Source organism: Arthrobacter rhizosphaerae (assembly GCF_023062595.1).
GTDB classification, from domain to species: domain Bacteria; phylum Actinomycetota; class Actinomycetes; order Actinomycetales; family Micrococcaceae; genus Arthrobacter; species Arthrobacter rhizosphaerae.
The window spans coordinates 190099-215241 of the sequence record NZ_JALLAN010000002.1 but is presented as its reverse complement, the minus strand read 5'-3'; the positions used below and the strand labels follow the sequence as shown (position 1 = coordinate 215241).

General features: G+C 62.0%; 23 protein-coding genes. 11 read left to right on the top strand and 12 right to left on the bottom strand.

Annotated features, from left to right (window positions below):
- Position 1: 1 nt before the first annotated feature.
- Positions 2-316, top strand: coding sequence for a hypothetical protein (locus MU551_RS03625; RefSeq protein WP_247040787.1), 315 nt, complete (start codon positions 2-4; stop codon positions 314-316).
- 7 nt (positions 317-323) lie between these two features.
- Here MU551_RS03625 and MU551_RS03620 read toward each other — a convergent pair whose 3' ends face one another.
- The 10 genes from MU551_RS03620 to MU551_RS03575 form a co-directional block, all read right to left on the bottom strand.
- Positions 324-1013 (bottom strand): DNA alkylation repair protein, encoded by a 690-nt coding sequence (locus tag MU551_RS03620; RefSeq protein ID WP_247040786.1) that lies wholly within the window; start codon positions 1011-1013, stop codon positions 324-326.
- 115 nt (positions 1014-1128) lie between these two features.
- Positions 1129-1626, bottom strand: a complete 498-nt coding sequence (locus MU551_RS03615; protein ID WP_247040785.1) for an SRPBCC family protein — start codon at positions 1624-1626, stop codon at positions 1129-1131.
- A 13-nt stretch (positions 1627-1639) separates the two neighbouring features.
- A complete protein-coding gene (locus tag MU551_RS03610) occupies positions 1640-1972 on the bottom strand; it encodes an ArsR/SmtB family transcription factor (RefSeq protein WP_247040784.1) in 333 nt (110 codons plus the stop codon).
- A 46-nt stretch (positions 1973-2018) separates the two neighbouring features.
- The gene (locus MU551_RS03605; protein ID WP_247040783.1) at positions 2019-2234 is read right to left on the bottom strand and encodes a hypothetical protein; all 216 of its coding nucleotides are present in this window, start codon (positions 2232-2234) and stop codon (positions 2019-2021) included.
- A gap of 328 nt (positions 2235-2562) precedes the next feature.
- Complete coding sequence (locus MU551_RS03600; protein WP_247040782.1) at positions 2563-4557, bottom strand: glycoside hydrolase family 32 protein; 1995 nt, start codon at positions 4555-4557, stop codon at positions 2563-2565.
- Positions 4558-4705: 148 nt separating this feature from the next.
- Positions 4706-6229 (bottom strand): glycoside hydrolase family 32 protein, encoded by a 1524-nt coding sequence (locus MU551_RS03595; protein ID WP_247040781.1) that lies wholly within the window; start codon positions 6227-6229, stop codon positions 4706-4708.
- A 6-nt stretch (positions 6230-6235) separates the two neighbouring features.
- The gene (locus tag MU551_RS03590; RefSeq protein WP_281506888.1) at positions 6236-7078 is read right to left on the bottom strand and encodes a carbohydrate ABC transporter permease; all 843 of its coding nucleotides are present in this window, start codon (positions 7076-7078) and stop codon (positions 6236-6238) included.
- A 46-nt stretch (positions 7079-7124) separates the two neighbouring features.
- Positions 7125-8108, bottom strand: a complete 984-nt coding sequence (locus tag MU551_RS03585; protein ID WP_247040779.1) for a carbohydrate ABC transporter permease — start codon at positions 8106-8108, stop codon at positions 7125-7127.
- A gap of 100 nt (positions 8109-8208) precedes the next feature.
- The gene (locus tag MU551_RS03580; protein WP_247040778.1) at positions 8209-9507 is read right to left on the bottom strand and encodes a sugar ABC transporter substrate-binding protein; all 1299 of its coding nucleotides are present in this window, start codon (positions 9505-9507) and stop codon (positions 8209-8211) included.
- Between the two features lie 145 nt (positions 9508-9652).
- Entirely contained in the window at positions 9653-10675 is a 1023-nt protein-coding gene (locus tag MU551_RS03575; RefSeq protein ID WP_247040777.1) for a LacI family DNA-binding transcriptional regulator, read from the bottom strand.
- A 692-nt stretch (positions 10676-11367) separates the two neighbouring features.
- Between MU551_RS03575 and MU551_RS03570 the strand changes: the two genes are divergently transcribed.
- The 6 genes from MU551_RS03570 (at position 11368) to MU551_RS03545 (ending at position 18356) form a co-directional block, all read left to right on the top strand.
- On the top strand, positions 11368-12963 hold the full coding sequence (locus tag MU551_RS03570) for a glycoside hydrolase family 68 protein (RefSeq protein ID WP_247040776.1): 1596 nt from the start codon (positions 11368-11370) through the stop codon (positions 12961-12963).
- A 134-nt stretch (positions 12964-13097) separates the two neighbouring features.
- Positions 13098-15065 (top strand): glycoside hydrolase family 32 protein, encoded by a 1968-nt coding sequence (locus MU551_RS03565; protein WP_247040775.1) that lies wholly within the window; start codon positions 13098-13100, stop codon positions 15063-15065.
- Between the two features lie 83 nt (positions 15066-15148).
- Entirely contained in the window at positions 15149-15880 is a 732-nt protein-coding gene (locus MU551_RS03560; RefSeq protein WP_247040774.1) for a FadR/GntR family transcriptional regulator, read from the top strand.
- A gap of 106 nt (positions 15881-15986) precedes the next feature.
- The gene (locus MU551_RS03555) at positions 15987-17402 is read left to right on the top strand and encodes an aspartate ammonia-lyase (RefSeq protein WP_247040773.1); all 1416 of its coding nucleotides are present in this window, start codon (positions 15987-15989) and stop codon (positions 17400-17402) included.
- A 196-nt stretch (positions 17403-17598) separates the two neighbouring features.
- Positions 17599-17907, top strand: a complete 309-nt coding sequence (locus MU551_RS03550; RefSeq protein WP_247040772.1) for a helix-turn-helix domain-containing protein — start codon at positions 17599-17601, stop codon at positions 17905-17907.
- Positions 17908-18143: 236 nt separating this feature from the next.
- Positions 18144-18356 (top strand): hypothetical protein, encoded by a 213-nt coding sequence (locus MU551_RS03545; protein ID WP_247040771.1) that lies wholly within the window; start codon positions 18144-18146, stop codon positions 18354-18356.
- Positions 18357-18444: 88 nt separating this feature from the next.
- Here MU551_RS03545 and MU551_RS03540 read toward each other — a convergent pair whose 3' ends face one another.
- On the bottom strand, positions 18445-19488 hold the full coding sequence (locus tag MU551_RS03540; RefSeq protein ID WP_247040770.1) for an NAD(P)-dependent alcohol dehydrogenase: 1044 nt from the start codon (positions 19486-19488) through the stop codon (positions 18445-18447).
- A gap of 134 nt (positions 19489-19622) precedes the next feature.
- Here MU551_RS03540 and MU551_RS03535 point away from each other — a divergent pair, with 134 nt between their 5' ends.
- The 4 genes from MU551_RS03535 to MU551_RS03520 all read left to right on the top strand — a co-directional run bounded on the left by MU551_RS03535 (position 19623) and on the right by MU551_RS03520 (position 23542).
- A complete protein-coding gene (locus tag MU551_RS03535) occupies positions 19623-20522 on the top strand; it encodes a helix-turn-helix domain-containing protein (protein WP_247040769.1) in 900 nt (299 codons plus the stop codon).
- A 123-nt stretch (positions 20523-20645) separates the two neighbouring features.
- Positions 20646-21038, top strand: a complete 393-nt coding sequence (locus MU551_RS03530; protein WP_247040768.1) for a YciI family protein — start codon at positions 20646-20648, stop codon at positions 21036-21038.
- 77 nt (positions 21039-21115) lie between these two features.
- Positions 21116-22429 (top strand): aspartate aminotransferase family protein, encoded by a 1314-nt coding sequence (locus tag MU551_RS03525; protein ID WP_247040767.1) that lies wholly within the window; start codon positions 21116-21118, stop codon positions 22427-22429.
- 42 nt (positions 22430-22471) lie between these two features.
- Entirely contained in the window at positions 22472-23542 is a 1071-nt protein-coding gene (locus MU551_RS03520; protein ID WP_247040766.1) for a TRAP transporter substrate-binding protein, read from the top strand.
- Between the two features lie 63 nt (positions 23543-23605).
- Here the strand turns inward: MU551_RS03520 and MU551_RS03515 are convergent, their stop codons facing one another.
- A complete protein-coding gene (locus MU551_RS03515; RefSeq protein WP_247040765.1) occupies positions 23606-24706 on the bottom strand; it encodes a phenylacetaldoxime dehydratase family protein in 1101 nt (366 codons plus the stop codon).
- Positions 24707-25143: the final 437 nt, after the last annotated feature.

The following is a 25143-nucleotide window of genomic DNA, read 5'->3' as shown; positions in this document are numbered from 1 at the left end:
GGTGAAATTCTTGCAGGCCATTCTTTTTCCCACAGCCAGCAATCACGACTATCTCTATGGCCTGTCCAGCCATCTGTGGATGGGCGACGCTCTTTTTCCCAGCGCGCACAACCGCCGCGACCCCTACGCCCTGCCGGCCTTCGACATCAGCGGCCAGTGGGTGTACCCGTCCAGGTACAACCCTTACCTGTCACCGCAACTGCCCGTGTATCTCCTCGAGGATGAGTACCTCGTATCAACCGGGCACGGGCTGGAGCCTGCCGGACTGCGCTTCTTCGAGATCCGCTGCATGTGCCTGCCCCAGCTTCGGAGCTAGACCCAGTTCACAGGTTCTTCAGTGCTTCCCGGCGGGACAACGGGCTGAGGTCATCGCCATGCTCTGCCACGAAGGCCCGCACCCACTCCGGATCCGTCTTGCCGTATTCCCGCAGTGCCCAGCCAATGGCCTTCCGGATGAAGAACTCAGTGTCCGCCAGGTTCGCTTCGATGACGTCGCGGAGCAGCCCGGTGTCTGTGTGGGCTTTTGCTTTCAGCTGGGCGGTGATGGAGGCGCGCCTGATCCAGAAGTCCGCGTCCCGGCTCCAGTTCCGCAGCACGGCTGTCATCGTGGGGCGGTCGGCCTGCAACAGGCCGCCGATCCGCTCGGACACACCGTCAACGAAGTCCCACGAGGCTCCGGTCCTGATGATTTCCTCGTACACCGGCAGCATCAGAGGTTCCCGGGCAGCCAGCCTTAGACCGGTGAGGTCGATCGCGGCATAATGCTCCTCCCTGAAAGTGGCGTTGCGCCACAGTTCCAGCACGGTGTCCCTCAACTGCTCCAGCGATTCGAAGGGATGAGCGGCAGCCATAACCTTAGTTAGCTGCCGAACCTCGGGAACCCTGACGCCGAGGGACGGGATGGCCGATTTCATGTACGCCTGCGCCCCCGCAGCACGTGCCGGGTCGCAACGTTCCGCCAGCCCCAGACGGATCGCGGCCAGCAGCCCGTTGTTAACCACTGAGTTCACCATGCAGCCACTCTAGTCAGCCCTCCCAGGCAAGCCAGCTGGCGGCCTACAGAAGAGGACGACGGCGGGAAGTCCCGCCGTCGTCCTCTTCGCTGTTATGTGGGTTGGTAAACGTCTGTCAGGTGCGGGCGTGCTCGGAGAGGATGGCGTCGATCTGGGTGACTGCCTCTTTCATGCCTTCCTCCATGCCCATTTGAACCATCTGTTCCATCTGCTCTTCGGACTCGAAGGCGGAAGAGATGGTCATCCGGGTGCGGCCACCAATGTCCTCCAGGTTGACGGTGGCGTGGGTGGTTCCCATCCCCTCTACAGGGGCGCCGTCGTCGTCGGCGAATCCGTCGTCAAACGCAAGACGCTTGGGGGCCTGGATGGAGGTGAACTGCCACCAGCCACGGGCTTTCTCTCCGTCGGGACCGGTCATGAAGTAGGCGGCCTTTCCCCCGGGCTGGAAGTCGAACTGTTCGAACGTGGCAGGCCAGGTTGGCGGACCCCACCAGCGCTCTAGCTGCCGGGGATCTTCCCAGATCTGCCAGACGCGGTCGACGCCAGCGTCAAACTCTGCGACCAGGGTGAAGTTCAACCCCTCGAGGTTCTTCGTGGAACTGATAACGGTCATTGCGGAACCTTTCCTATCCTTCAGCCAGAATGTCTGCGATCCGGTGGGCACGCTGCCGCCAAATCGCCTCATATTCATCGAGCAGCCGCCGGGCTTTCTGCAGGCCTTCATGATTGCCACGCACGATCTGCTCCCTTCCGCGCTTTTGCTTGGTGACCAGAGAAGCGCGTTCCAAAACCGCCACGTGCTTTTGGACGGCGGCGAAACTCATGGCGTAGAGGGCAGCAAGACCGGAGACCGAGTACTCCCCCACCGTCACCCGGCGGACTATGTCCCGCCGGGTGCCATCTGCGAGCGCCTGGAACAGGCGGTCGACTTCGGCTTCACTGATCTGATCTACAACCATTTGGTTGTAGGATATGCCTGTGGTTGGTGCGTGTCAATGGGTCCTCTTACTCGCGCCGTTCCTGGGTCAGTCCGTAGGGAACGTCGCGGCTGACGGCCACCGTGTAGCTGGTGTGGCTGTGCCTGGTGACCAGGATGCCGTGGCGGCTTTCCTTCATGGCGTGTTCTCGGGCGATCTCGACGGCCGTGTTCAGGTCGTTTTCGACGGTGTGGGGATCGTGGGCAGTAATTTCCAGGACGATGTCCGAGTGGCGCTTGATCATGGGATTCTCTTTCTCAACACAGAGAGTCGGGCGCTTGATGGCCACAGGCTTCCGGGTCCGGGCATAGCCGGGGAGGCGGAAAGCGGTGGTTCCAGAAGGGATGCCCGGCACTCTCCGAATGCGTTCGCTGAATGCATTTCTGCGAATGGGGCTGGCCGGCCGAATTATCCGGCGGGCTGGATCGGCGGAAGTTTTCTTCCTGCGGGATCTGTAGCCAGTCTGGATGATGAACAGCGAGGGAGCAAGACGAAACCTGAAACAGTGAGGTTAAGAGTGTGTAAACGACTGGTACCGGCGTCGCTCTGACGCCGGTACCAGGGAGCGTTTCTCAGTCGCTCAGCATGACCTGATCCACCATGAGGTGGCCCCATTCCCCGGTGGCGTCGTCGAGAATCTGGAACCGGGCCGTTTGGCCGGCGAGGTCTTGCACGTCCCACGAGACATGGCGCAGTGAACCGGAGTTCTCCCCCGTGGCCGTCCGCACCGGCTGGCCGTCCACCAGCAGCTGCACAGAGGTTGCAGGCTCCGTGCCGAGCGGATGGTTGCCGCCCCCGAGCTGGAAGTGCAGGAAGTCCCGGTCAATCACGAACTCCGGCGAGGTGATGCTGCCTGTAGCAGGGTCGCCGGGTCCCACGAAGGTGTCGGCGACCTTCGCGCCTACCCGTCCCGCTGCCGACGTCGAGGACGGACCTGCCGCTGCAAAGTCGCCGTTGCCGGTCCATCCTTCTCCCCAGGATGATCCTTCGAAGTCAGCGATCAGCCGGGCCGGCCGCTGGGCAAGGTTTTCGAACTCAGTGACCGTGACGTTCGTGAAGCTGGCGGCCCCTCCGCTGGAGTAGAGGTTGATGCGGTCGTCGCCCGGGTCTGCGAACACCTGGCTTGAGTGAACGTAGCGGCCGTCATCCACGAAGACCTCTATGGTGGTGCGGTCTACGAGGATCCGCAGGTGCACATTGTTGGCGTTGGGATCAAAAGGCGTCCGGCTTTCCAGCTTGGTCCCGGAGCTGTCCGGGTTACCGGTGGGGCCGCGGTTGAGGTAGCTGAAGCTATCGTATATTCCGACGTCGGCATGTCTTATGCCGTCCGCTGACGCCCGCAACTGCAGGCCGATGTTCTGCGCCTCATTCCAGGACACGTCCGCTTCAAGCTGGTACGACTCTCCGCGGTAGGGCAGGGCCAGGTTTCCGTTGACCGTAAAGTTTCCGAGGTTGGTCACCTTGGTGGCATGGTCAGCCAGTGCCGGCGTGGGCTGGGACACCAGGCTGTAGTCCGTTCCGTACTTCTTGAGTTTGATCTGGCGCACGATGGAATCCGTGCCGTTGAAGCCGTCGGCCGCCCAGGTAGGTGTGGTGTGGGCGTAATGCCAATTGTTCATCCACGCCATGGCAAAGCGCTGCTCCGCGGGATTGGCCGGGTCCTCCCACGTGACCGCGCCGTACCAGTCGAAGCCGTAATCCAGCCACTGCGGGGTTGCGGTATCCGGGGTGAAGGATGTGCCGTTGAAGCTTCCGGTCCAGTAGGCATAGGTGTTCGGGGCTCCGGTCAGATAACCGTTGGCACTCAGGCCCAGCACCCATTTTTCAGTGCCATCATCAGCGCGGATCTTGAACAGATCTGGACATTCGAGCATCCCGAGGCCCGGCTCCACGAACTCCGAGACGCGCGTCCAGTCCTTCAGGTTGGGTGAGGTGTAGAAGCTGATTTTCGTGCCCTCCGCGATCAGGGCAACCCAGCGGGAGGCGTCAGGATCCCAAATAACCTTGGGGTCGCGGAAGTCGGTGCGTCCGCCGTTCGGAATGACCGGAGTCTCTCCGTAGGCGTGGAAGTTACGCCCGCCATCTTGCGAGTACCAGAGGAACTGTGCCTGCGGGCCGGTGGAGTTCGCGATCTGCTGCGGAGTGGGGTGGTCCATCTGGGTGGCAAGCATGACGACGGCGCCGGCCCCGAACCCGGCCGTATTTGCTGTGTCGACCACTGCTGAGCCGGACCAAAGATCATGGTTGGCGTTGGTCTTCTTCTGCGCCGCGACGCCCTGGTCCTGGAAAGCGACGTTGTCCGTCGTCGTCGCCAGCCGCCACGCTGTACCGATCTCGGCGTCATAGTCCGCGTTGTACAGGTAGTAGTAGTTGAACTTGCCGTCGATATAGACCGGGCGTTGTGGATCGTTCTTCCAGTTGTCGGGAACAGTGAAGTGGTACGTATCCCGGTAGCTTGGTCCACCCGCCCCCTCCACAGCAGGGGCCTCAGTAGCAGGAGCCGCAACGGCCGGGGGTGTGGAAGAGTCAAAGACCCACACCCCCGCCGCCACCATCCCAACCGTCACCCCGAGCACCGCCAATCTCCGCGAAAAGCTGCGGCCCGCTCGCCACCGGCCGGATACCCCGCCGGTGGCCCCCCAAAAACGTCGCCGTACTCCAGTCACCGTTGACTCCTACTTGTTGGTTGGTCCCTGTGCGGGACGGCTTAGGCGGTCAACGCACGACGGCGAGACTCACCAGGGTTCCCCCGTCGCCTTCGGCCAAGAGGCCGACGGCGTTGCTCGAGTTGGCTGGAAACACGAGATCAGTGATGGTTGCCAGGCCATCCTGCGCGAAGACCTCGACGGAGCAGCGGTCCACGAAGACCCGAAGTTTCAGCCGCCCGTTCTCCAGTGGCACATAGACGCGCTCCACGGAGGGGAACGTTGCATCAAACTTCACGTTGCCCGATTCGGTCCGGTCGAGGCTGAGCTCTCCGGTTGCTGAGTCGTAGGCCAGGACAGTGCGCTCTGCCGGGTTCGATTCCATACCAGCCCGGAGGACAAGACCCACCTTCCCTGCAGGGCCGGGCTCGAACTCCGCATCAATCCGGAGTACGTCGCCGTGAGCCTCAGCAGGAAGCCAGGTCATCCCGGGCGTCAACGGCTGCCGGCCCAGGGCGAACAGTTCCACGCCCTGCCCGAGCTCCTGGTCCCGGAACGGATCCACCGCCTCCTGCACCAGCACGGGCCGGCCGCCGCGGGAGACAAGCCCGACCTCACGAGCCAGGGACATCGCGCTCCGCCAGCCGTCCGTGGGGGTTGAAGCGGCGTACTGCCAGTTATTCATCCAGCCGATCATGAGCCGGCGCCCGTCCGGCACATTGCTGAAGGACACGGCCGCGTAGTAGTCCCGGCCCCAGTCGAGCCAGCCGTAGTCAGCCATCCTGCTCGTGTCGGGCTGCAGGCCTTCGGTGACCGTGGTTTCGGAACTGAACGTCACGCCGTCGAACGTTCCAATGAAATACTGCCCGCCGGAGCCACCGGCGATGCCGCCGGGGCTGAGGTTGACCACAAGAACCCAGCGGGTGTCTGCGACGTCACCGTCAACCGGGAGTTCAAACAGGTCCGGGCACTCCCAGATTCCTTCGGTGGCATTGGCCGGGCCGAAGGTGCTCAGGTACTCCCACGATTTCAGGTCTGCTGACTTGTAGAGCAGCACTTCGCGGTGGAGGGCCTCGACGGCCACCATCACCCAATAGCCCCCGGCTTCGCCGTCGTACCAAAACACCTTGGGGTCACGGAAGTCCGAGGACGCCCGGTCAAGCACCGGGTTCCCTGCGTACTTGGTCCAGGTGGCGCCGTCGTCAATGCTGTACGCGAGGGACTGGGCCTGACGGCCCGCAAGCGGGGAGGTCCCCACATAGGCGCTTGTGTAGATCGCTACCAGGGGAGGAACTCCCCCGACGCCGAAGCCGCTGGTGTTGTGGACGTCCGCCACCGCCGAACCGGAGAAAATGCCCTCCTGGTCATCGCAGGGGATGGCCACCGGGTGCTCGGTCCAATGGTTCAGGTCCGCGGAGGTGGCATGGCCCCAGGACATGTTGCCCCAGTCGTCGCCGAACGGGTTGTGCTGGTAGAAGAGGTGGTAGGTGCCGTTTGAGTAGATGAGTCCGTTGGGGTCATTGAGCCAGTTGCGCTCTGCTGAATAGTGCCATTCTGGCCGGTACTGGGAGTCGAGTCCGGTGGTTGTTTTCATGAAGGTTTAGCCCTTGACGCCGCTGGAGGCGATGCTGTTGATGAAGGAGCGCTGGAACGCGATGAACAGGATGACCACGGGGACGGTGATGAGTGAGGCGTACGCCATGACTTCGCCCCAGGAGACGTTCAGCTGGAAGAAGTATTGGATGCCGATCATCACCGGGCGGAGCTCCTCGGACTGGACCACCATGAGCGGCCACAGGTAGGAGTTCCAGGCAGGTAGGAAGGTCAGGATGGCAACCGTTGCGGTGGCGGGCCCGGCGAGTGGCATCACCACCTGGCGGTAGATCTTGAACCAGCCGGCGCCGTCGATCCTTGCTGCCTCATCCAGTTCCTTCGGGATGGACTCGAAGTACTGGTGGTAGAGGTAGATGGAGAACGCGTTGGCGATGAACGGGATGATCTGGACCTGATAGGTGTCCAGCCAACCCTTGGAGAATTCGAGGCTGAAGCCGTTGAGCTCGAAGTAGGGCAACTGGTTGACCCACCACACCAGCGGCAAGGCCAGGGTCTGGAAGGGCACGATCAGGGTGGCCAGAATCGCGGTGAACACGATGCGCTTGCCGCGGACCTCCATGCGGGAAAGGGCGAAGGCACAGAGGCTGTTGACGAAAATGCCCAGTACAACGGTGATGGCAGAGATGCCGATGGAGTTCATCAGGAAGCGGGCTGCCGGGACCCGGTCAAACACGGCTCCGTAGTTGTCGAAGGAGATGTTGCCGATGGGCAGGAAGGCGGCGATGGAGGACATGTCGCCGAAGATCTGCTGGTCTGTTTTGAGCGAGGACACCAGCATGAACACGATGGGGAACGCTGCAGCGGCGGCGAACAGGATGCGGACCGCCATGGTGCCGGCACTGCCGACGGCCCTGGAATTGAGAGCGTTCTTCACGTCAGTCCTTCTCTCGGGTCAGGTAGCGCTGCACTGCGGAGATCAGCAGCACCAGGACGAAGAATACGAGCGAGATGGCCGATGCGTAGGAGGTTTCCTGCTGCTTGAAGCCGGAGCGCACCGCCTCGTAAATGATGGTGGTGGTGGAATCGAGGGGCCCGCCCTGGGTCATGACGTTGACCTGGTCGAAAAGCCCGAGGGCCTGGATGGTGATGGTCACCAGGATCAGCGTGCGTGTGTGCCGGAGACCTGGCCAGGTCACGTAGCGGAACTGATGCCAGGGGCTTGCGCCGTCCAGCTGGGCCGCCTCGTACAGTTCGCCGGAGATGCTTTGGAGGCCTGCGAGCCAGATGATCATGTGGAACCCGGCGGCCTGCCAGATGGACAACGCGATGATGGCAGGCATGGCCGTGGCGGGGTCGTTGAGCCAGTCCGGGCCTTGGATGAGACCAAAACTGACGTTGGACAGGAATTCATTGATGAGCCCGTCCTTGCGGTACATGAAGAGCCACAGCAGCGACACGACCACAATTGACGTGACCACGGGCAGGAAGTAGAGGGTGCGGAAAAAATTCACGCCCCGGAACTTCTTATTGATGAGCAGCGCCATCACCAGAGCCAGGCCGGACTGGACAGGCACTACAACAAGGGCGAAGTAGCTGACGTTCAGCAGTGAGCGCCAGAACGTGGGATCCGTGAACATGCGGACGAAATTGTCCGTGCCGACGAACTCAATGGGCCGGGGTGAAACGAGCCGGGCGTTCGTGAAGGCAAGGCCGAAGCCCAGGATCGCCGGGAGGAACACGAATGCGAGCAGGAGGACTGTGGCGGGGGCGATCATCGCCCAGCCGCTGAGCTGTTCGCGCAGGTGGCGTCGGCGTCGCGGTTTGCCTGGGGCAGCGGGGGCAGATGCCCTGCGGCTGGAGGGTGCCGGGCTGGAAGGGGCTGGGTTGGGAGGGACGGCGGGAAGCCGGGTGGTTGTCATGGGATTCTCCGTTGACAGTGAGGTTCAGGGGCGCAGGGGCCTTGGGGTACGACGACGGCGGCGGTTGCCCACCGCCGTCGTCGTACTGGTGGCGGCTGGGCTAGTCCTTGTAGCCGCCGTTGGACTTGATATTGGCGTCGATGGCCTTGACCGTCTTGTCCAGCACCGTCTTGGCGTCAGCGCCGGCCAGGATATCCTGGACAGCCTTGCCGTATTCGGTAGCGATGAAGGGGTAGGCCGGGGTTTCAGGACGCATCACTGCGTACCCGCGGGAGAAGTCCATGAAGATCCGGCTGGCGCCACCCTCGGCAAATTCGGGCAGCATCGCGGCGGCTTCGTCGGTGGCAGGGATGGTGGCCGTAGCCTTGGCCATCGCAGCGATGTTTTCAGGCTTGAGCGAGTAGGAGAGGTAGTCCATGGCTGCCTCCGAGTTGGCGCAGCCGCTGGTTACGCCCCACTGCCAGGAGCCGCCGCCCACCTTTGGCCCGTTGCCCAAGTCCACGGTCGGCATGATGGCCAGGTCATCTTTCACCGCTGTCATGGCCGTGTCCGCAGCCCAGGAACCGGTGTAAACGATGGCGCTCTTGTTGTTCACGAAGTCCTGCACCGGGTCCTTGCCGCTCTTTGTGGCCATGAAGCCCTCGTCAGCCAGGCCTCGGAACCACTGGGCCCATTGAACGGCCTCTTCACCGTTAAGGGATCCATCAGCAGTCTGGAATCCGTCGCGGTTGATCAGGTCCCCGCCGAACGACTGCAGGAATGGCGAGTACGCGTACGGCAGCCATTCGCCTGTTCCTCCAGTGCCCATATCCAGCGGGTGCTCCCATTTGCCCAGGGCCTTGAGTTTGGTCAAGGCTTCCTGGAACTCATCCTTGGTCCACGGCTTTTCGACCGTTGCTATCCGGACGCCGGCCGCAGCGAGGTCGGACTTGCGCGACAGCATCGCCAGGGAGACGTCGTAGGTGCCCACTGCGTAGGTTTCGCCGTCCCATTTCGCCACCGTGCTCGGCAGGTTTTTGGAAAGATCCACGTCCAGCTTCAGCGGGGCCAGGTACTTTGCCCAGGCCCAGTTGGGCACGTTCGGCCCGTCGATGTCCACAAGGCAGGGAAGCTTCCCCGACGCCGCTGCCGAGACCACGGAGTCGTTATAGGAGTCCTGCGGAAACGCCTGGACCTTGATCTGGGCCTTGGCGTCAGGGCTCTTGTTATACGAATCGACAATGCTCTGGACAGCCTTGAGCTCATCCGGGTTTCCTGCATTATGGGTCCACATCGTGATCTCATTCGAGCCTTCGGAAGTAGCCGACGCGCTGCCCTTGCCGCAGGCGCCCAGGGTACCGACGAGAGCGGCCGCAGCTACACTGGTGGCCAGGATCCGGGTGAATCGCTTGTTCATCATGGTGAATCTTTCTGCTGATTTGTGCGTGGAGGATTGCCCCGGGTCTGTGGGGGACGCGGCCGGTGCAACGGCTGCGTCCCTTTCTGCCTCCCCGGGTGGTGAAGCTGGTTGATGCTGTGGTGTTCTGTGGTGGTTTTGGTGACGGCTAACTTGGCGGCGGGCCTAGCGAGCCCCGCTCGATGAGGGGGCAGCCCAATTGCATCTGGACCCCGGAGTTACCAGAGCCCTCAATTTCGTCCAGTATCCGGTTGACAGCCCAACGGCCCATTTCATAGTGGGGAAGGGCGACTGTTGTGAGCCCTGGCCACAAGGCGTCCGCAATGATTTCAAGGTTGTCGATCCCAATAATGGAAACGTCCTCCGGTATGCGAAGCCCCAAAGCGAAAGCCGCTTGGTAAGCGCCCATGGCAACCCTGTCGTTGAAGCAGAACAGAGCTGTAGGACGATCTTTCCGGTCAAGAAGTTCAAAAGCAGCCTCACGGCCCCCCTTGGTGTGCGCCGTTCCGATGCCATAGGTGCTGGGATCATGCTCCAGCCCATGCCGCCGCAAAGCGTTGAGGAAGCCCTCCCTCCGGCCATGCGTGGCGGGAATGTCCTCACTGTTGTTGATCATCCCGATCCGGGTGTGGCCGGCGTGGATAAGTGCTTCAACAGCTGTCTCGGCTGCGCCCACCTCATCTGGAACAACCGAGGAAATGGATGCATCCTCGGTGACTGCATCCAGGAGCACGATGGGAAGCCCGCCCAGTTGGGTGGGGACCTGGGCGCTTTGGTGGTACATCCTGGCGTACAGCACGCCATCCACCTGGTGTTGCTGAAGCATGCTGATTTCACGGGATTCCAGCTCACTGTCGAAGCCCGAGTTAACCACCATCACCACATAGCCACGTTCATAGGCGGCATCCTGAGCGCCGCGGATCATGGCACCGGCAAAAGGTGTTGTGGTGATTTCATCGCTTACCAGGCCAAGGATTTGGGAGCGTTGATTCCGCAATCCGCTGGCCAGCCTGTTTGGGGCGTAGCCAAGGTCTTTGGCCACTTCCCGGATGTGTTGTTGTGTTGCCGCCTTGACCCGGAAGCTGGTGGCGTCATTGAGGGCATGCGACACAGTGGTCACTGAGACGCCGGCAGCTTTCGCCACCTCGCGGATTCCCACCTTCGTCGTCATTGACTTCCTTTGCAAAACGTTTTGTATTTGGTGTGAGCCACGCTACACAAAACGTTTTGCATTTGTCAACGAGCACTTTTCGCAGACCTCTCCAACCGGGCGGACGGCCATCATGACCCTCTTTGGCGGCTCGCAAGCCGAGACACGCCCGGACCTCGGCGCGTTGCCGAGGTGAGGAGGCTGAAACAAGGTCACGAAGGACACATTAAGGCGCCAGCCGAACAAAATGCCCGGGCAAGATGCCCGAACAAGATGGGCTGGAACAAGGCGGAGGAGGCACCAAAAAGGGATGCTGAACCACTCCTGGGAAGCCACTGTGACCTGGCCAACAAGTGGCCCTGAATCATAGGCCAAAGCTTTTAATCTTGTGAATATTTCGACACATTTGACCTCTTCGCCCTTTTTGTGCAACGCGCGTAAAGAAGAAGGGTGCAAGCGCTTACACTTCTCATCGGAAAGGCAAAAAGCCCGATGTAAAGAGGTTTGAAAGCCCTTGAGAAGCGTGCTTAGGGTGTTGACAGGCGCAGCACAGGTAACCCCAAGCGGCCTATGGCAAGGGCCGAAAGACCCTTCTCTCCCAAAACAAAGGCGTCCCTGCGGCAGCTCTTTAGTCACTGGGGCACTGGAGTTTTGAACCGGGCATCCGCCCATCTTCCACGAAAACTGTCTCAAACTCCGCGAGAAGAGAATTCATGAATAAGCATCCCCAATCGCCAAGAATGCAGTTGTGGCGCCCTGCCGCCCTGGCACTGGCCACAGCTGTAGCTGCCACCACTTTCCTGGCTGTGCCGTCGGCGCAGGCCAACGAGCCGGCGGATCCGCCCGCCGCAGAGCAGATGCCGGCTCCCACCCCTGGTTTCCCGCTCCCCACCGAGCACACCCAAGAGGCGCATGATCCGGCGTCGGACTTCACCTCGAAGTGGACCCGCGCGGATGCCAAGCAGATCATGGCACAGAGTGATTCCACCGTGGCTCCGGGTGAGAACTCGATGAACCCCGATGTCACCATGCCGGAGATCCCTGAAGATTTCCCCACGATGAACGAGGACGTCTGGGTGTGGGACACGTGGTCCCTGACCGACGAAAACGCTAACCAGATCAGCTACAAGGGCTGGGACGTCATCTTCTCGCTCGTGGCAGACCGCCACGCCGGCTACGGCTTTGACCAGCGCCACTGGAACGCCCGCATCGGCTACTTCTTCCGGAAAACCAATGCTGATCCGGCCAAGGACAAGTGGAACTACGGCGGACACATTTTTGCTGACGGCGCGTCCATCGGCAACACCGAGTGGTCCGGCTCAACCCGCCTGATGCAGGGTAACCACGTCAACGTCTTCTACACGGCCACCACGTTCTACGACGTCGCCGAGCGCAACGCCGGAGGCGGCGGAATCGCCCCGGATGCAGCCATCGCCAAGGCGCTGGGCAACATCCACGCCGACAAGAACGGCGTTACCTTTGACGGCTTCCAGCACACCAAGCTGCTGGAACCGGACGGCAAGATGTACCAGAACAAGGCCCAGAACCCGGGCTTCGCCTTCCGTGATCCCTACACCTTCGAGGACCCGGCCCACCCCGGTAAGACGTACATGGTGTTCGAGGGCAACACCGGCGGCACCCGTGGCGAATACAAGTGCAAGGAAGAGGACCTGGGTTACAAGCCCGGCGATCCGCACGCTGAGAACCTGAATGAGGTCAACAGCGACGGCGCCTACTACCAGACGGCGAATGTTGGTTTGGCTGTAGCTGACAACAAGGACCTCACCAAGTGGTCGTTCCTGCCGCCCATCCTGTCTGCCAACTGTGTCAATGACCAGACTGAGCGTCCGCAGATCTTCATCCAGAACGAAGGTGGCAAGAACAAGTACTACCTCTTCACCATCAGCCACCAGTTCACCTACGCAGCAGGCGTGCGCGGTCCCGACGGCGTCTACGGCTTTGTGGGCGACGGCATCCGGTCCGACTACCAGCCGCTGAACAACAGCGGCCTGGCGCTGGGCTCGCCGACTGACCTGAACCTGCCGTCAGAGTCACCGGAAAATCCCACCCCCCAGCAGAACGGCCGCCAGTTCCAGGCCTACTCGCACTACGTGCAGCCGGGTGGATTGGTGCAGTCGTTCATCGATAACGTGAACGGTGTCAGGGGCGGCTCACTCTCCCCGACGGTAAAGATCAACTTCCGCAACGGAATCTCCGAAGTTGACCGTTCCTTTGGCCAGAACGGCCTCGGCCCGTACGGTTACCTGCCTACGAACGTCAAGGTTGGCGGAGAAGGCCTGTACAAGTAATTCACAACAGCCGGGTTGCCATTGATTGACGCAACCCGCTGACAAAGTAATGAGCGGGGGCGCCGGAAACGGGGTCCCCGCTCCCTTTTGGTTCCCCGCTCCTTTTGCCGGTATCCGGTCCTATTTGAACGGCCATGATGTCCGAAAAACTCAAACTTACATCGCTCCCAGGCAAGCGGAACTTCTGGATTGCAGTTGCAGCGGCTGCCACTGTCCTGGTAGCCGTGGTGGCTTTCATCGTCAGCGTTCAGACACCGGACGACGCCGAGAGCCGGGCAGAGACTGCCCTCGCCTCCGTTGCCACCGCCCAGGCGGATTTCAAGACGTCCCGGGGAACCTACGGCTCGTACTGGTTGGCAGGCGGTGATCGCACGCTCGAAGCAGGGCAACCGCTCCACGCCGCCGGAGTAGAGGATCTCCGCAGTATCAATTGCGCAGACGGCTGGGTGGCAGCAGCCCGGATCGGCAGCGACATCTTCCTTCGCTCCAGCCTTGACGACACAACGAAAACTGCGGGAGCCGGGGAAGTGCGCCGGCCGGACTGTATTACCCCTGCAGCCGTCGATGCCATGCTCAGTGACCTTGGCAGGATCGACCGCTCGCCGGCACCGGGAACAAAACCCGAGCGGCCTGCCGGATCCTCGCAGTACCGCCCGAGCTACCACATCACCCCGGAGCGGGACTGGATGAATGATCCCCAGCGCCCCTTTTTCCTCAACGGGCTCTGGCACTACTACTACCTCTACAACGCTGACCATCCGCAAGGCAACGGAACCGAGTGGTACCACCTCAGCAGCAAGGACCTGGTGACGTGGAAGGACGAGGGCGTTGCCATCCAGAAGTACAAAAACGGACTTGGTGACATCGAAACAGGCAGCACCGTAGTGGACCACGAGAACACAGCCGGCTTCGGAAAAGATGCCGTCATCTCGGTGCTGACACAGCAGGACAAGGGCGTCCAGCGGCAGTCGCTTTTCTATTCAACCGACGGCGGCTTCACGTTTTCTTCCCACCAAGGAAACCCGGTGATGGAGAACCCCGGTGCTGAACACTGGCGCGACCCCAAGATTGTCCGTGATGAGGCAAACGGACAATGGCTGATGATCCTGGCCGAGGGCCACAAGCTGGGCATGTACACCTCGAAGGATCTCAAGAGCTGGCGTTACGCCTCCGGTTTCGAGCGGTCAGGCCTGGGCACCCTTGAATGCCCTGACCTTTTCCAGCTGGACGTCGACGGCGACCCTGCCAAGCGAACGTGGGTCCTCGCAGCCAGTGCCAACGGATCAGAAGAAGGCAGAACCACGGGCGTCGCCTACTGGACCGGAAGCTGGGACGGAACAACGTTCACCCCTGCCGATGAGAAGCACCAGTGGATGGACGCCGGGTCCGACTTTTACGCTGCCGTGACATGGGATGATCCGAGGCTTACCGAGGGCCAGCGGCTGCAATCCCGGCAGGCCTTGGGCTGGGTGAACAACTGGGACTACGCCCGGAAGCTGCCCACTGAGGACTGGCAGGGCGGCATGGACTCCATCGTGCGTGACATCAAGCTGAAGACCGTGGACGGCAAGCCGGCCCTGGTCTCAACACCCTCGAAATCCCTGGCCAGGCTGGAAGGTGACCCGTCGTCGTCGGGCCCGGAGACCATCACCCCAGACGGAACTGCCGGACTTCCCTCTCTGCCGGGCGGCGCCTACCGGCTCGATTTGACGATTGAACGCACGACTAAAGCGGTCGACGGCGGCGGTGACGGATCAGAGGCTCTCCTGCAGTTCGCAAGTGGTGAGGCGATTTTCGCCACGGTTGGCTACAACTTCCAGGACGGGGCCGCCTTCGTCACGCGCGAGCAGCCGGCGGCTGGAGATCTTGGCCCGCTGTTTACACAAAGACGGACCGTCTCCGCTCCCGCCAGGAACGGCAGCGTGGACCTGACGGTATACGTCGACCACTCCTCGATTGAAGTGTTCGTCAACGGCGGGGAGCAGACCCTCACCTCACTGGTCTTCCCCAGGTCAGAGGAGCGGGATATCAAGCTGGTGACCGGCGGGGGAAACCTCACCCTGAAAAGCCTGACGCATACGCCGTTGCGGTCAACGCGCTAGGCGTGCACGGTTTGTGACGTAAGCCACTTCTAATATTCGGGTACCCCTTTGACAGGACGCTGTGGGGATGCCACAGTTGAGGCATGGAGAACCTGTTGGACAGCTGGACAGCTGGACAAGACCGTGTGGTCCGCGTTGGCGCGGCTGAAGCGGTTTTTGCATCCCTCCGGGGTGCCATTGAAGGCGGGAAGATCCCTGTCGGGACCCGCTTGGACTCCGAAGCATCACTTGCCAAGCAGTACGGCGTGAGCCGCACCATGGTCAGGGAAGCCCTCCGCTCCTGCACCGCCCTGGGATTGACTGCCACGCATACGGGCAAGGGAACCTTCGTCATCGCCGACAAGGTTGCCACTGACCTGAAGCTTGGTAAGTACTCGGCCAGCGCTCTCGTGGAGGCCCGCCCCCACGTGGAAGTGCCGGCCGCCGGGCTCGCTGCCCAGCGCCGGAGCACTGAGGACCTTGAAGCCCTTCGGGAAATCCTCCGGGAAATGTCGGAAGCGGACGATCTTCATCAATGGGTCCTCCTCAACACCGAATTCCACGTGACCATCGCCCGCTGCAGCGGAAACGGCGTCTTCGAATCATTCCTCTCCGATATCTGTGACGCGATGGCAAACCAGTCAAACACGCTCAACCTCGTGGCTGACCGCCGCAAGGAGTCAGGTGACGAGCACGCACGCATCTTCGATGCGATCGAGCGCGGGTCAGCCGAGGAAGCCTCGCAGGCCATGAGAATGCATTTGCACGGGGTTGAATGCGCCCTGGGCACCATCATCCCGGGGAGTGAAAACTCCCGGACCAGCCAAATGGCCTGACTCCGCACGCAGGCTGGCCCCGGCTCGCACCAACTTTTTGTCTTGAACTTTTGTCCTATCCAGAATTACTGTCCAAACCCGTCAACGAAGCCCTGCGAGGACCCCCGTGAGCATTATCGAAAACAACCCCGATGTCCGTTCCGAGCATGACCTGCTCGGGGACCGGGATGTTCCGGCCAACGCGTATTGGGGAGTCCACACGCTGCGTGCTGTGGAGAACTTCCCTATCACGGGCCAGCCGCTCTCCTCGAACATGTACCTGGTCCGGGGCCTGGCCGCCGTCAAGCTAGCCGCGGCCCGCACCAACCTCGAACTCGGGCTCCTGGACCCCGATCGCGCCGCCGCGATCGAACAGGCCTGCACCGACGTCATGAACGGGATGCTCAGCGAAGAGTTCGTGGTGGACGTCATCCAGGGCGGCGCCGGGACCTCCTCGAATATGAACGCCAACGAGGTCATCGCCAACCGGGCATTGGAAATCCTCGGCCACCCCAAGGGCGAGTACCGGCACCTGCACCCCAACGACCACGTGAACCTCTCCCAGTCCACCAACGACGTCTACCCCACCGCCGTGAAACTGGGCACCATCCTGGCTGTGGGGGAACTCCTCGCTGCCCTCGAAGAACTCGAAGGCGCATTCGGCGAGAAAGCCCTTGAATTCCGCACCGTCGTCAAAATGGGCCGCACCCAGCTCCAGGACGCCGTACCTATGACCCTGGGCCAGGAATTCGGCACTTACGCCGTGACAATCGGTGAGGACCGGCTCCGGCTGGCCGAAGCCGACCTGCTCATCCACGAAATCAACCTGGGTGCCACCGCAATCGGTACCGGCCTGAACGCGCCTCCCGGCTACGCCGCAGCCGCCTGCCGGCACCTCGCCGAGATCACGGGGCTGCCGCTGGTCACGGCCCCGGACCTCATCGAAGCCACCCAGGATGTCGGCGCGTTTGTGCACCTCTCCGGCGTCCTCAAGCGCGTCGCCGTGAAACTCTCCAAAACCTGCAACGACCTGCGTCTGCTCTCCTCCGGTCCCCGTGCCGGCCTGGGCGAAATCAATCTCCCGGCCGTGCAGTCCGGGTCCTCCATCATGCCCGGCAAGATCAACCCGGTGATCCCGGAAGTCGTCAGCCAGGTCGCCTACGAAGTGATCGGTAACGACGTCACCATCACCATGGCCGCCGAAGCCGGCCAGCTCCAGCTCAACGCCTTCGAACCCATCATCGTCCACAGCCTCCACAAGAGCATCTCCCACCTCGAAGCAGCCTGCCGCACCCTCACGGCCCGCTGCGTCCGGGGTATCACCGCCAACATCGAACACCTCCGGTTGACCGTCGAACAGTCAATCGGCCTGGTCACTGCGCTGAACCCCCACCTGGGTTACGCAACGGCCACCGCAATCGCCCAGGAAGCCCTCGCCACCGGCAAGGGTGTAGCGGAGCTGGTCCTTGAACACGGGCTGCTCACTGAAGCGCAGCTCGAAGAACTGCTCAGCCCGCAACGCCTGGCAAACCTCAGCAAGTAATCCCCAACCGCCCCCTAACCTCGCAAGCTCGATCAGGGAACCCCGCCGGCGTGGGCCCAGTTGCATCCACGTAACATCCAGCACCTCTGCCCGCCTTTGGGGGCAGGGGTCACCAGGACGCGCCTAATTCCGTCCGAAAACAGAAAGCGGCCCTCAACGACGAGGACCGTTCCAGCACCTATGAAAGGCCATGGAAATGACTGTTGATGTTGAAGTCCGAAGTAATGAGCTCCTCCGCCCCACCGCTGCTTCACGCGGCAGCCGCCGCCCCGCCCGCACAAGTGTTAAGCGAATCAGGCCCATAAAACCGGAGATCATTGACTACTTGGCAATGCATGGCGCCAGCAGGGTATCCGATATCAGCAACGCCATTTCCTGCTCGCGCGACTGCGTCAGGTACCACCTGGCAGCGCTCGAGACTGCTTCACTTGTCCGTTCTGATATCTCCCCGGAAACGAGGGGCAGGTTTACGCCGTTCTACGCGCTGGCCCCTCAGCGCGGCTAGCCGACCCGAGCAGGTCAAGCGTCTGGCCGACCAGGCTGGCAGCGACACAGTTGGGCCTTAGAGCGTGTAATGGCTCACATTCATGACGAATAATTTGCAACCGCCACCGGGCACCATGAACCATAAATGAGGGATGCGTTCCCGAAACACCCAAACCAGCATTCCTCACCGACGAGGATGCGGCCTCTGCAATGACGACTTGGGGCCGTCAGCTGTATGAATGGAAGTACTGAATAATGACGTTCGATACCACCGACTCCGTGACGCTGAAGATCTGGGACCGGTCAGCCATTGACCACACTCTCGAATCGGTCGTAAAAGACCTTTCACCCCGTGCCAACGCTGCAAAATGCGGCATCGCCGTGACCCGCAGCGGGCCCAACACTTTCACGGTGAGCCTGAGCCGTAAGGTTCCGCACGGCGCCACCTTCGAGGGTGTCACTCACTAGAACAGACGAGCTGGAACAAAACGAAAGCGGACGACGGCGGGAGCTCCCGCCGTCGTCCCCTTTCGTTTGCCGTCTGGCTCTTTAGGCGCTAGCCCAGGGTCGACGTGTCGATGACAAACCGGTACCGCACATCGGAAGCCAGGACGCGCTCGTAGGCGTCATTGATTTTGCTTGCCGGGATGACCTCGATCTCTGAACCGAGCCCGTGTTCAGCGCAGAAATCAAGCATTTCCTGGGTTTCACGGATACCTCCGATCGCCGATCCCGCGAATGAACGGCGGCCCAGGATCAATGAAAAGACATTAACGGGCAGCGGTTCGGCCGGGGCACCGACGTTCACGAGGGCGCCGTCGAGGGCCAGCAGCTGCAGGTAGGCGCTGATGTCGATCGAGGCGCTCACGGTGTTGATGATCAGGTCGAAGCTGCCGGCCAGATCCTTGAAGGTGTTTTCATCGCTGGTGGCGAAGTACTGGTCCGCTCCGAGGCGGAGGCCGTCTTCCTGCTTTTTCAGCGACTGGGAGAGCACGGTGACCTCGGCACCCATGGCGTGGGCGAGCTTGACAGCCATGTGCCCGAGTCCGCCGAGGCCGACGACGGCCACCTTCTTGCCGGGACCGGCGCCCCAGTGGCGCAGCGGCGAGTAGGTGGTGATGCCCGCGCACAGCAACGGAGCGGCGACGTCGAGCTCCAGGCCCTCGGGAATCGTGACGACGAAGTCTTCGGTCACCACAACGTGGCTGGAGTATCCGCCCTGGGTGACGGTGCCATCACGGTCGATAGCGCCGTAGGTGCCGATCATTCCGTTGAGGCAGTACTGCTCCTCGCCCTGCACACAGTTGGCGCACTCCCGGCAGGAGTTGACCATGCAGCCGACGCCGACACGGTCGCCGATGGCGTGTTTGGTGACTTCGGCGCCAACCTTGGTGACGATCCCTGCGATCTCATGACCAGGGACCAGCGGGTACTGTTGCGGTCCCCAGTCGCCGCGGACAGTGTGGATGTCAGAATGGCAGATGCCCGCGAATTTGATTTCGATAAGCACGTCATGAGGCCCGACGTCGCGGCGTTCGATGGTGACAGGGACCAAGTCTCCGGTGGCAGACGGTGCTGCGTAGGCATTAGCGGTAGGCATAGTTCTCCTTCTGGACTGCTTGCATGATTTCTTCATCAATCCCACCGTGAAACGGACGGACGAAGAAGGCTGTGTTCATAGGGGGTACAAACTCTCCCCCTATAACGGGCGCGAACCAGGGCTATCTTGGATTCATGAACAATCAGCCCGACAACCGCGCAGACATCCGGGACTTCCTGGCGAGCCGGCGGGCCAAGCTACTGCCAGAGCAGGTAGGGCTGCCGGCAGGCAACAGACGGCGCGTGCCTGGACTGCGCCGTGAAGAGGTAGCCGTTCTCGCCGGAGTGAGCCCCGAATGGTATTCACGGCTTGAGAAGGGCAACATCAGCGGCGTGTCTGACGACGTCCTCCTGGCTGTTTCCCGGGCTCTGCAACTCAGCGATGAAGAGTGCCAGTACCTTTTCGAGCTGGCACGGGCTGCGCGGCCAATGCGCCGCGCAGCCTCACGCCGCAAGGAGGTTGGAGTGGCCGATCCTGTCCATTGGCTGCTCGACTCCATCACCATGTCAGCCGCGTTCGTCGTCAACGGCTGCCTCGACGTTGTGGCCAGCAACCCGTTGGGCCGCGCACTTCACGCCCCGATGTTCGCCAGTGACACCACCAGCGAGCACGGCCACGCCAACTTCGGGCGCTTCCACTTCCTGGAAGCAGCTTCGCGGGACTTCTATGCCGACTGGGAGGCTGGTGCCGCCGCCACGGCCGCGCTGCTACGGGCTGAAGCCGGACGAGCCCCCAATGACCCGTCCTTGCGTGCACTCGTGGGCGAATTGTCCACGCTGAGCCCTGAGTTCCGGACGCTGTGGGCCTCCCACGATATCCGCTTCCGCCATGAAGGAATCAAACGGCTGCGGCACCCCGTGGTGGGGGAACTTGAACTGACCTACCAGTCCCTGACCCTGCCGATTTTCCCGCGCTCCGTCCATACTCTCAGCGTCTACACGGCGGAGCCCGGAACGAGTCATGAAGAGCGCATCAAACTCCTTGCAAGCTGGGCGGTCTCGGGGGTGGCGGAAGCAGCAGAGTCCAACAGCTGACTGCTCTACTCACAAAGTAGGCCCGGGGCTAGAAAGTAGGCTCGGGGATGTCGATCTCACCACCGCGGCCTCGACCTCCACATGTCAGGGCCATACGGCCACGTTGCAGAAAGGGTCAGACTCATGAAGTTCGTCATACTCATCCACTCCAACCCCCAGCCATGGGGTCACCCGACTGGTGACTACGTCGCCGAAAACCTGGCTCTCCCGACGGAACAGCGCGAACAGATGAATACCGACTTCGACGCGCTGCTTGCGGAGATGGAAGCCAAGGGGGAACTTGTTGCCGGCGAGGCGCTGGCCGACCCGGCGACGTCGAAGCTCTACCGGTGGCAGTCCGGCAAGCCAGTCGCAACGGACGGGCCGTACGCGGAGTCCAAGGAGCAGTTCGCCGGATTCTTTATGATCGACGTCGCCACCCGCGAGCGGGCTGAGGAGCTCGCCGCCCGCTTCTCAGGACCCGGGGAGACCATCGAACTGCGTCCCGCGATGTGGCCCGGGGGCGACGAGGGGTAACGCTATGGACGCTGCCGGATGACGGTGCCAGAGTGAAGTGACGGTGAATGATCCGGCACTGAAGCAGCGGAGGCGTCATGAATCTCGACGAACTGGTCTTCCACCCCTGGGTTGTTCAGGGACCGCGCGAAGTGCCTACGCTGGTGGGCGGCTCCGGGAGCTACCTCATCGACGCCAGCGGACGTCGCTACCTCGACTTCAGCTCGCAACTGGTCTTCACCAACCTGGGTCATCAACATCCGCGCATCGTCGCTGCGATCAAGGACCAGGCCGACCGGCTATGCACGCTGGCACCCAGCTTGGCCTCCGATGTCCGGGGCGAAGCCGCCCGCCTGATCGTGGAGGTTGCGCCGCAAGGCCTTGGCCATGTGCTCTTCACCACCGGCGGCACGGAGGCCATCGAGCACGCGGTTCGGATGGCGCGCCTGTACACGGGGCGGCCGAAAGTGCTCGCCGCGTACCGCTCGTACCACGGCTCGACGGCGGCCTCGATCCACCTCACCGGTGACCATCGCCGCTGGGCCTCGGACACCGGAGCGGCGGGCGCCGTCCACTTCTTCGGACCTTTCCTGTACCGGTCAGCATTCGGATCGAGCACCCTTGAGGAGGAATGCGAGCGGGCACTCGCCCATCTCGAGCAGGTGATCCTTCTGGAAGGGCCTTCGACGATCGCGGGCCTGGTCCTGGAACCGGTGATCGGCAGCGCTGGCGTCATCGTGCCGCCGCCCGGCTACCTTCGTGGGGTCCGCGAGCTGTGCGACCGCCACGGCATCGTCTTTATTGCCGACGAAGTACTGGTTGGCTTTGGCCGCACCGGAGCCTGGTTCGGCGTTGACCATGAGGGCGTTGCACCTGACCTGTTGGTATTCGCGAAGGGTGTGAACTCCGGGTACGTGCCGCTGGGCGGCGTGCTGGTGAACGATGCAATCTACGAGATATTCACCAAACGCGCCTACCCGGCAGGCATGACGTACAGCGGCCACCCGCTTGCCTGTGCAGCTGCCGTCGGCGCCATCACGGCGATGCAGGAGGAGGACACCATCGCCGCCGCGGCCAGACTCGGTACGGACGTCCTCGGGCCAGGCCTCAGGGAGCTTGCCGGGAAGCACGAGTCCGTCGGGGATATCCGAGGGATCGGCGGCCTCTGGACCATCGAGCTGGTGCGCGATCGGGTGACCAAAGAGCCACTCGTGCCCACAGGAGCCGCTGGTGCCGCAAACGCGCCCATGGTTTCCTTCGTCAAGACGTGCCTGGATCGGGGCTTGTTACCGCTGATTTTGGTCAACCGGATCCACATCGCCCCTCCCCTCAACGTGAACGACTCCGACGCCGCCACGGGCCTGGCCATCGTGGATGAGGCCCTGACGGCAGTCGACACGTTCCTGACCTGAACCTCGTGACTTAATCTGAACCTTCTAAGACCTGGATCAGCGATGAAGCAGCACGCGATGCGTTGGGCGGCGGGATTCCTGGCGTTCGGATTGATCCTTTCCGCGACCGGCTGTGCGTACGAGATTCTCGAAAACCCAACCGTGCTCCGCCTAGGTACAGCTGAGGACGGGCAGGGCCCGGCCGGTGACCAAATCGAGGAATTTGCGCGCCAGGTGGAGACGCGTTCGGGCGGGAAGCTCCTCATCCAACCCGTGTGGCGGGCCGGAGGGCAGGAGCTTTGGGATCATGACCAAGCGGTGGCGCGAAGTGTCGTGTCAGGAGAGCTCGACATGGCTCTCGTCCCGTCCCGGACCTGGGACTCGGAGGGAATACTGTCTCTCCGCGCGTTGTCGGCGCCGTTCCTTGTGACTTCGTCCGGTGTTCTCAACGATGCTGTGGAGCCGGAACTGGCGGACGAAATGCTGGCAGGGTTGGACGAAGTTGGGCTCAAGGGGTTGACGCTCATTCCTGAGGGTTTGCAGCTGCTCTTTTCGTTCAGGACTCCGATCCTGACGCCTGCAGACACTGAAGGAATGGTCATCAGGGCTGCCCGGTCGACAACCTCCTATAAAGCGCTGGCGGCGCTCGGGGCGGTGCCGGTGGAAGTGCAGGAACTTCAGTTCGCCAATCAGGATGACCCGGGGCAACTGGGTGCTGCCGAGTCGTCCTTCGCTTACGCCGCCCAGCTACGCCCCGCCCGCACCAAAACAGGAATGCCCATCGCAACAGGAAACGTCGTCATCTCGTCAAAGGCCAACACCCTTGTCATCAACATGAAGGCGTTGGATGAGCTGGAGGAGGGTGATCGGCAAGTTCTCTCTGAGGCCGCCAACTCCACGAGGCACCAGGCCTCGGAGCTGCTCCCCGGCCTCTCGGAGGAAGCGCGAAAGTATTGCCGGAACGGCGGCACGGTGGTGACGGCTTCGCGCCAGCAAGTGGATGCCTTCCGCCTTGCCATGACCCCGGTCTACGCCGAACTCGAACAAGACCCTCACACCAGGGATCTCATTGCCAGGCTGCGTGATCTGGCTGCCAAGGCGCCGGCGGAAGCTCCAGTGGAACCGTGCGGGTAGCGGACGACGGCGGGAGGTCCCGCCGTCGTCCATCTCGCCTATGTGGTCTTTTTGCCTGAGCGGTCACGCCGTATTGATCGCTACCGTCCTGCTGGCACCCAGCATGCCCGTGGTCGGGTGACAGTTGTTGTATTCGTAGTACTGCCGGTTCCGTGGAACTACCGCCACTTCATGGCTAAGGCGGAGTTTGGCACCAGCGTTTGTCTGGAGGAATTTCATGGCCGCCCTGAAGATGGCCACATGGGTAGGGTGCGATTCCGCCCACTTCTCCATGTCCGCCAGGCTGTGCCAGAAGCTTAAGCCGAAACTCTGCTCGAGGAGTCTGCCCTCGCCGTCGCTGCTGGTCATGTACCTGTTGGCGTGGCAACCGATCGAAGCGCCGTCGGACGTCAGGAAATCCATTCCTGCTTTCAACCGGGGTTCCACCTCGCCGAAATAGGACGCCCGCTCTGCCGCCTCACAGAGGCTCCAGTCTTGGCCGGAGCGGATGATGGCGAGGTTTTCGTGAGGTTCAACCCGGACGATTTTGGAGTTCTCAGAGTTCTTTGGGTTCCCGGGAACGGAGCTCTCTGGGACGTTTTCTGCGACGAACGGAGTGCCGGTTGGATCGAGGGCCTCAGTCTGCGATATCGGGAGCCGGTCACGCATGCTTCCCCAGTACCCGTGTTCCTGGATTTCCCCACTGTACCCTCCAGTGGCGACCCGGGCCGCCCCTTCCGGGAACGTGTTGGACGAGTACAGGGTCTCAAACCCGCTCGCTTCCGGAGTGACAGCTTCGATCCAGCGGCCATGGTGCTCCACCTCCAACCCGGCGCCTATCAGTTCATCGCGGTGCTTACCGAACCAACGCCCATAGGTACTGGCGTCGTCCCAATAGGCGATGATGACTCTGTTGTCGAAACCTCTTTCGTCCGTGTGGACGGCGTACTCACGGGATATCGGCCCGTCTTCCTGTCCGCACAGCTCCCACATTCCAGCGGAAGCGTCTCGTGCCTCCATTGACAGCGGCTGCCTGCTTTGGACCCCGAAGAAGGCACAGACAAGACTGCTGACGCCTTCCGCGAACCGCACCGAGTAGGACGGGTAAGGCGGTGTGTACTCATCGCCCACCCCTTTGGCCCGGGTCCGTTCGGCGGTGAGGTGTAACGGAATCGAAGACTCCATGGCTGGTTCCTGCTTATCCCTGTCGAGGGGCATTTAGAGTTCCGCCATTTCCGGGAGCGCCGGCTCTACAACATCGAACTGGAAGTGATTCATGGCCTTTTCCTATCGTTTCCTATCGTGCGTGATCGGGATCATAAATGTGGATGTGTGCTCCACACTAGGGCCGCACCTCCCGGGAGTCTTGATCAGAAATGGTAGGACGATTGACTGTGAGTGTACCTTTCCAGCGCTGGCGTTTGATTAACTGACGCCCTCCAGCTGGAGCAACTGCGCCGGTCTCATTAGGCATGGCCAAGGTTGTCAGCACAGCGGGCGTGTCTCCCCGGAATCGTGTTTCGTTTTGGCCCGGGTGCGCGCCTCCGCTCCTGCCAGGCGGAAGCTGCGGAACCGGACGGGTAGCGGACGACGGCGGGTGGGTCCCGCCGTCGTCCGCTGAC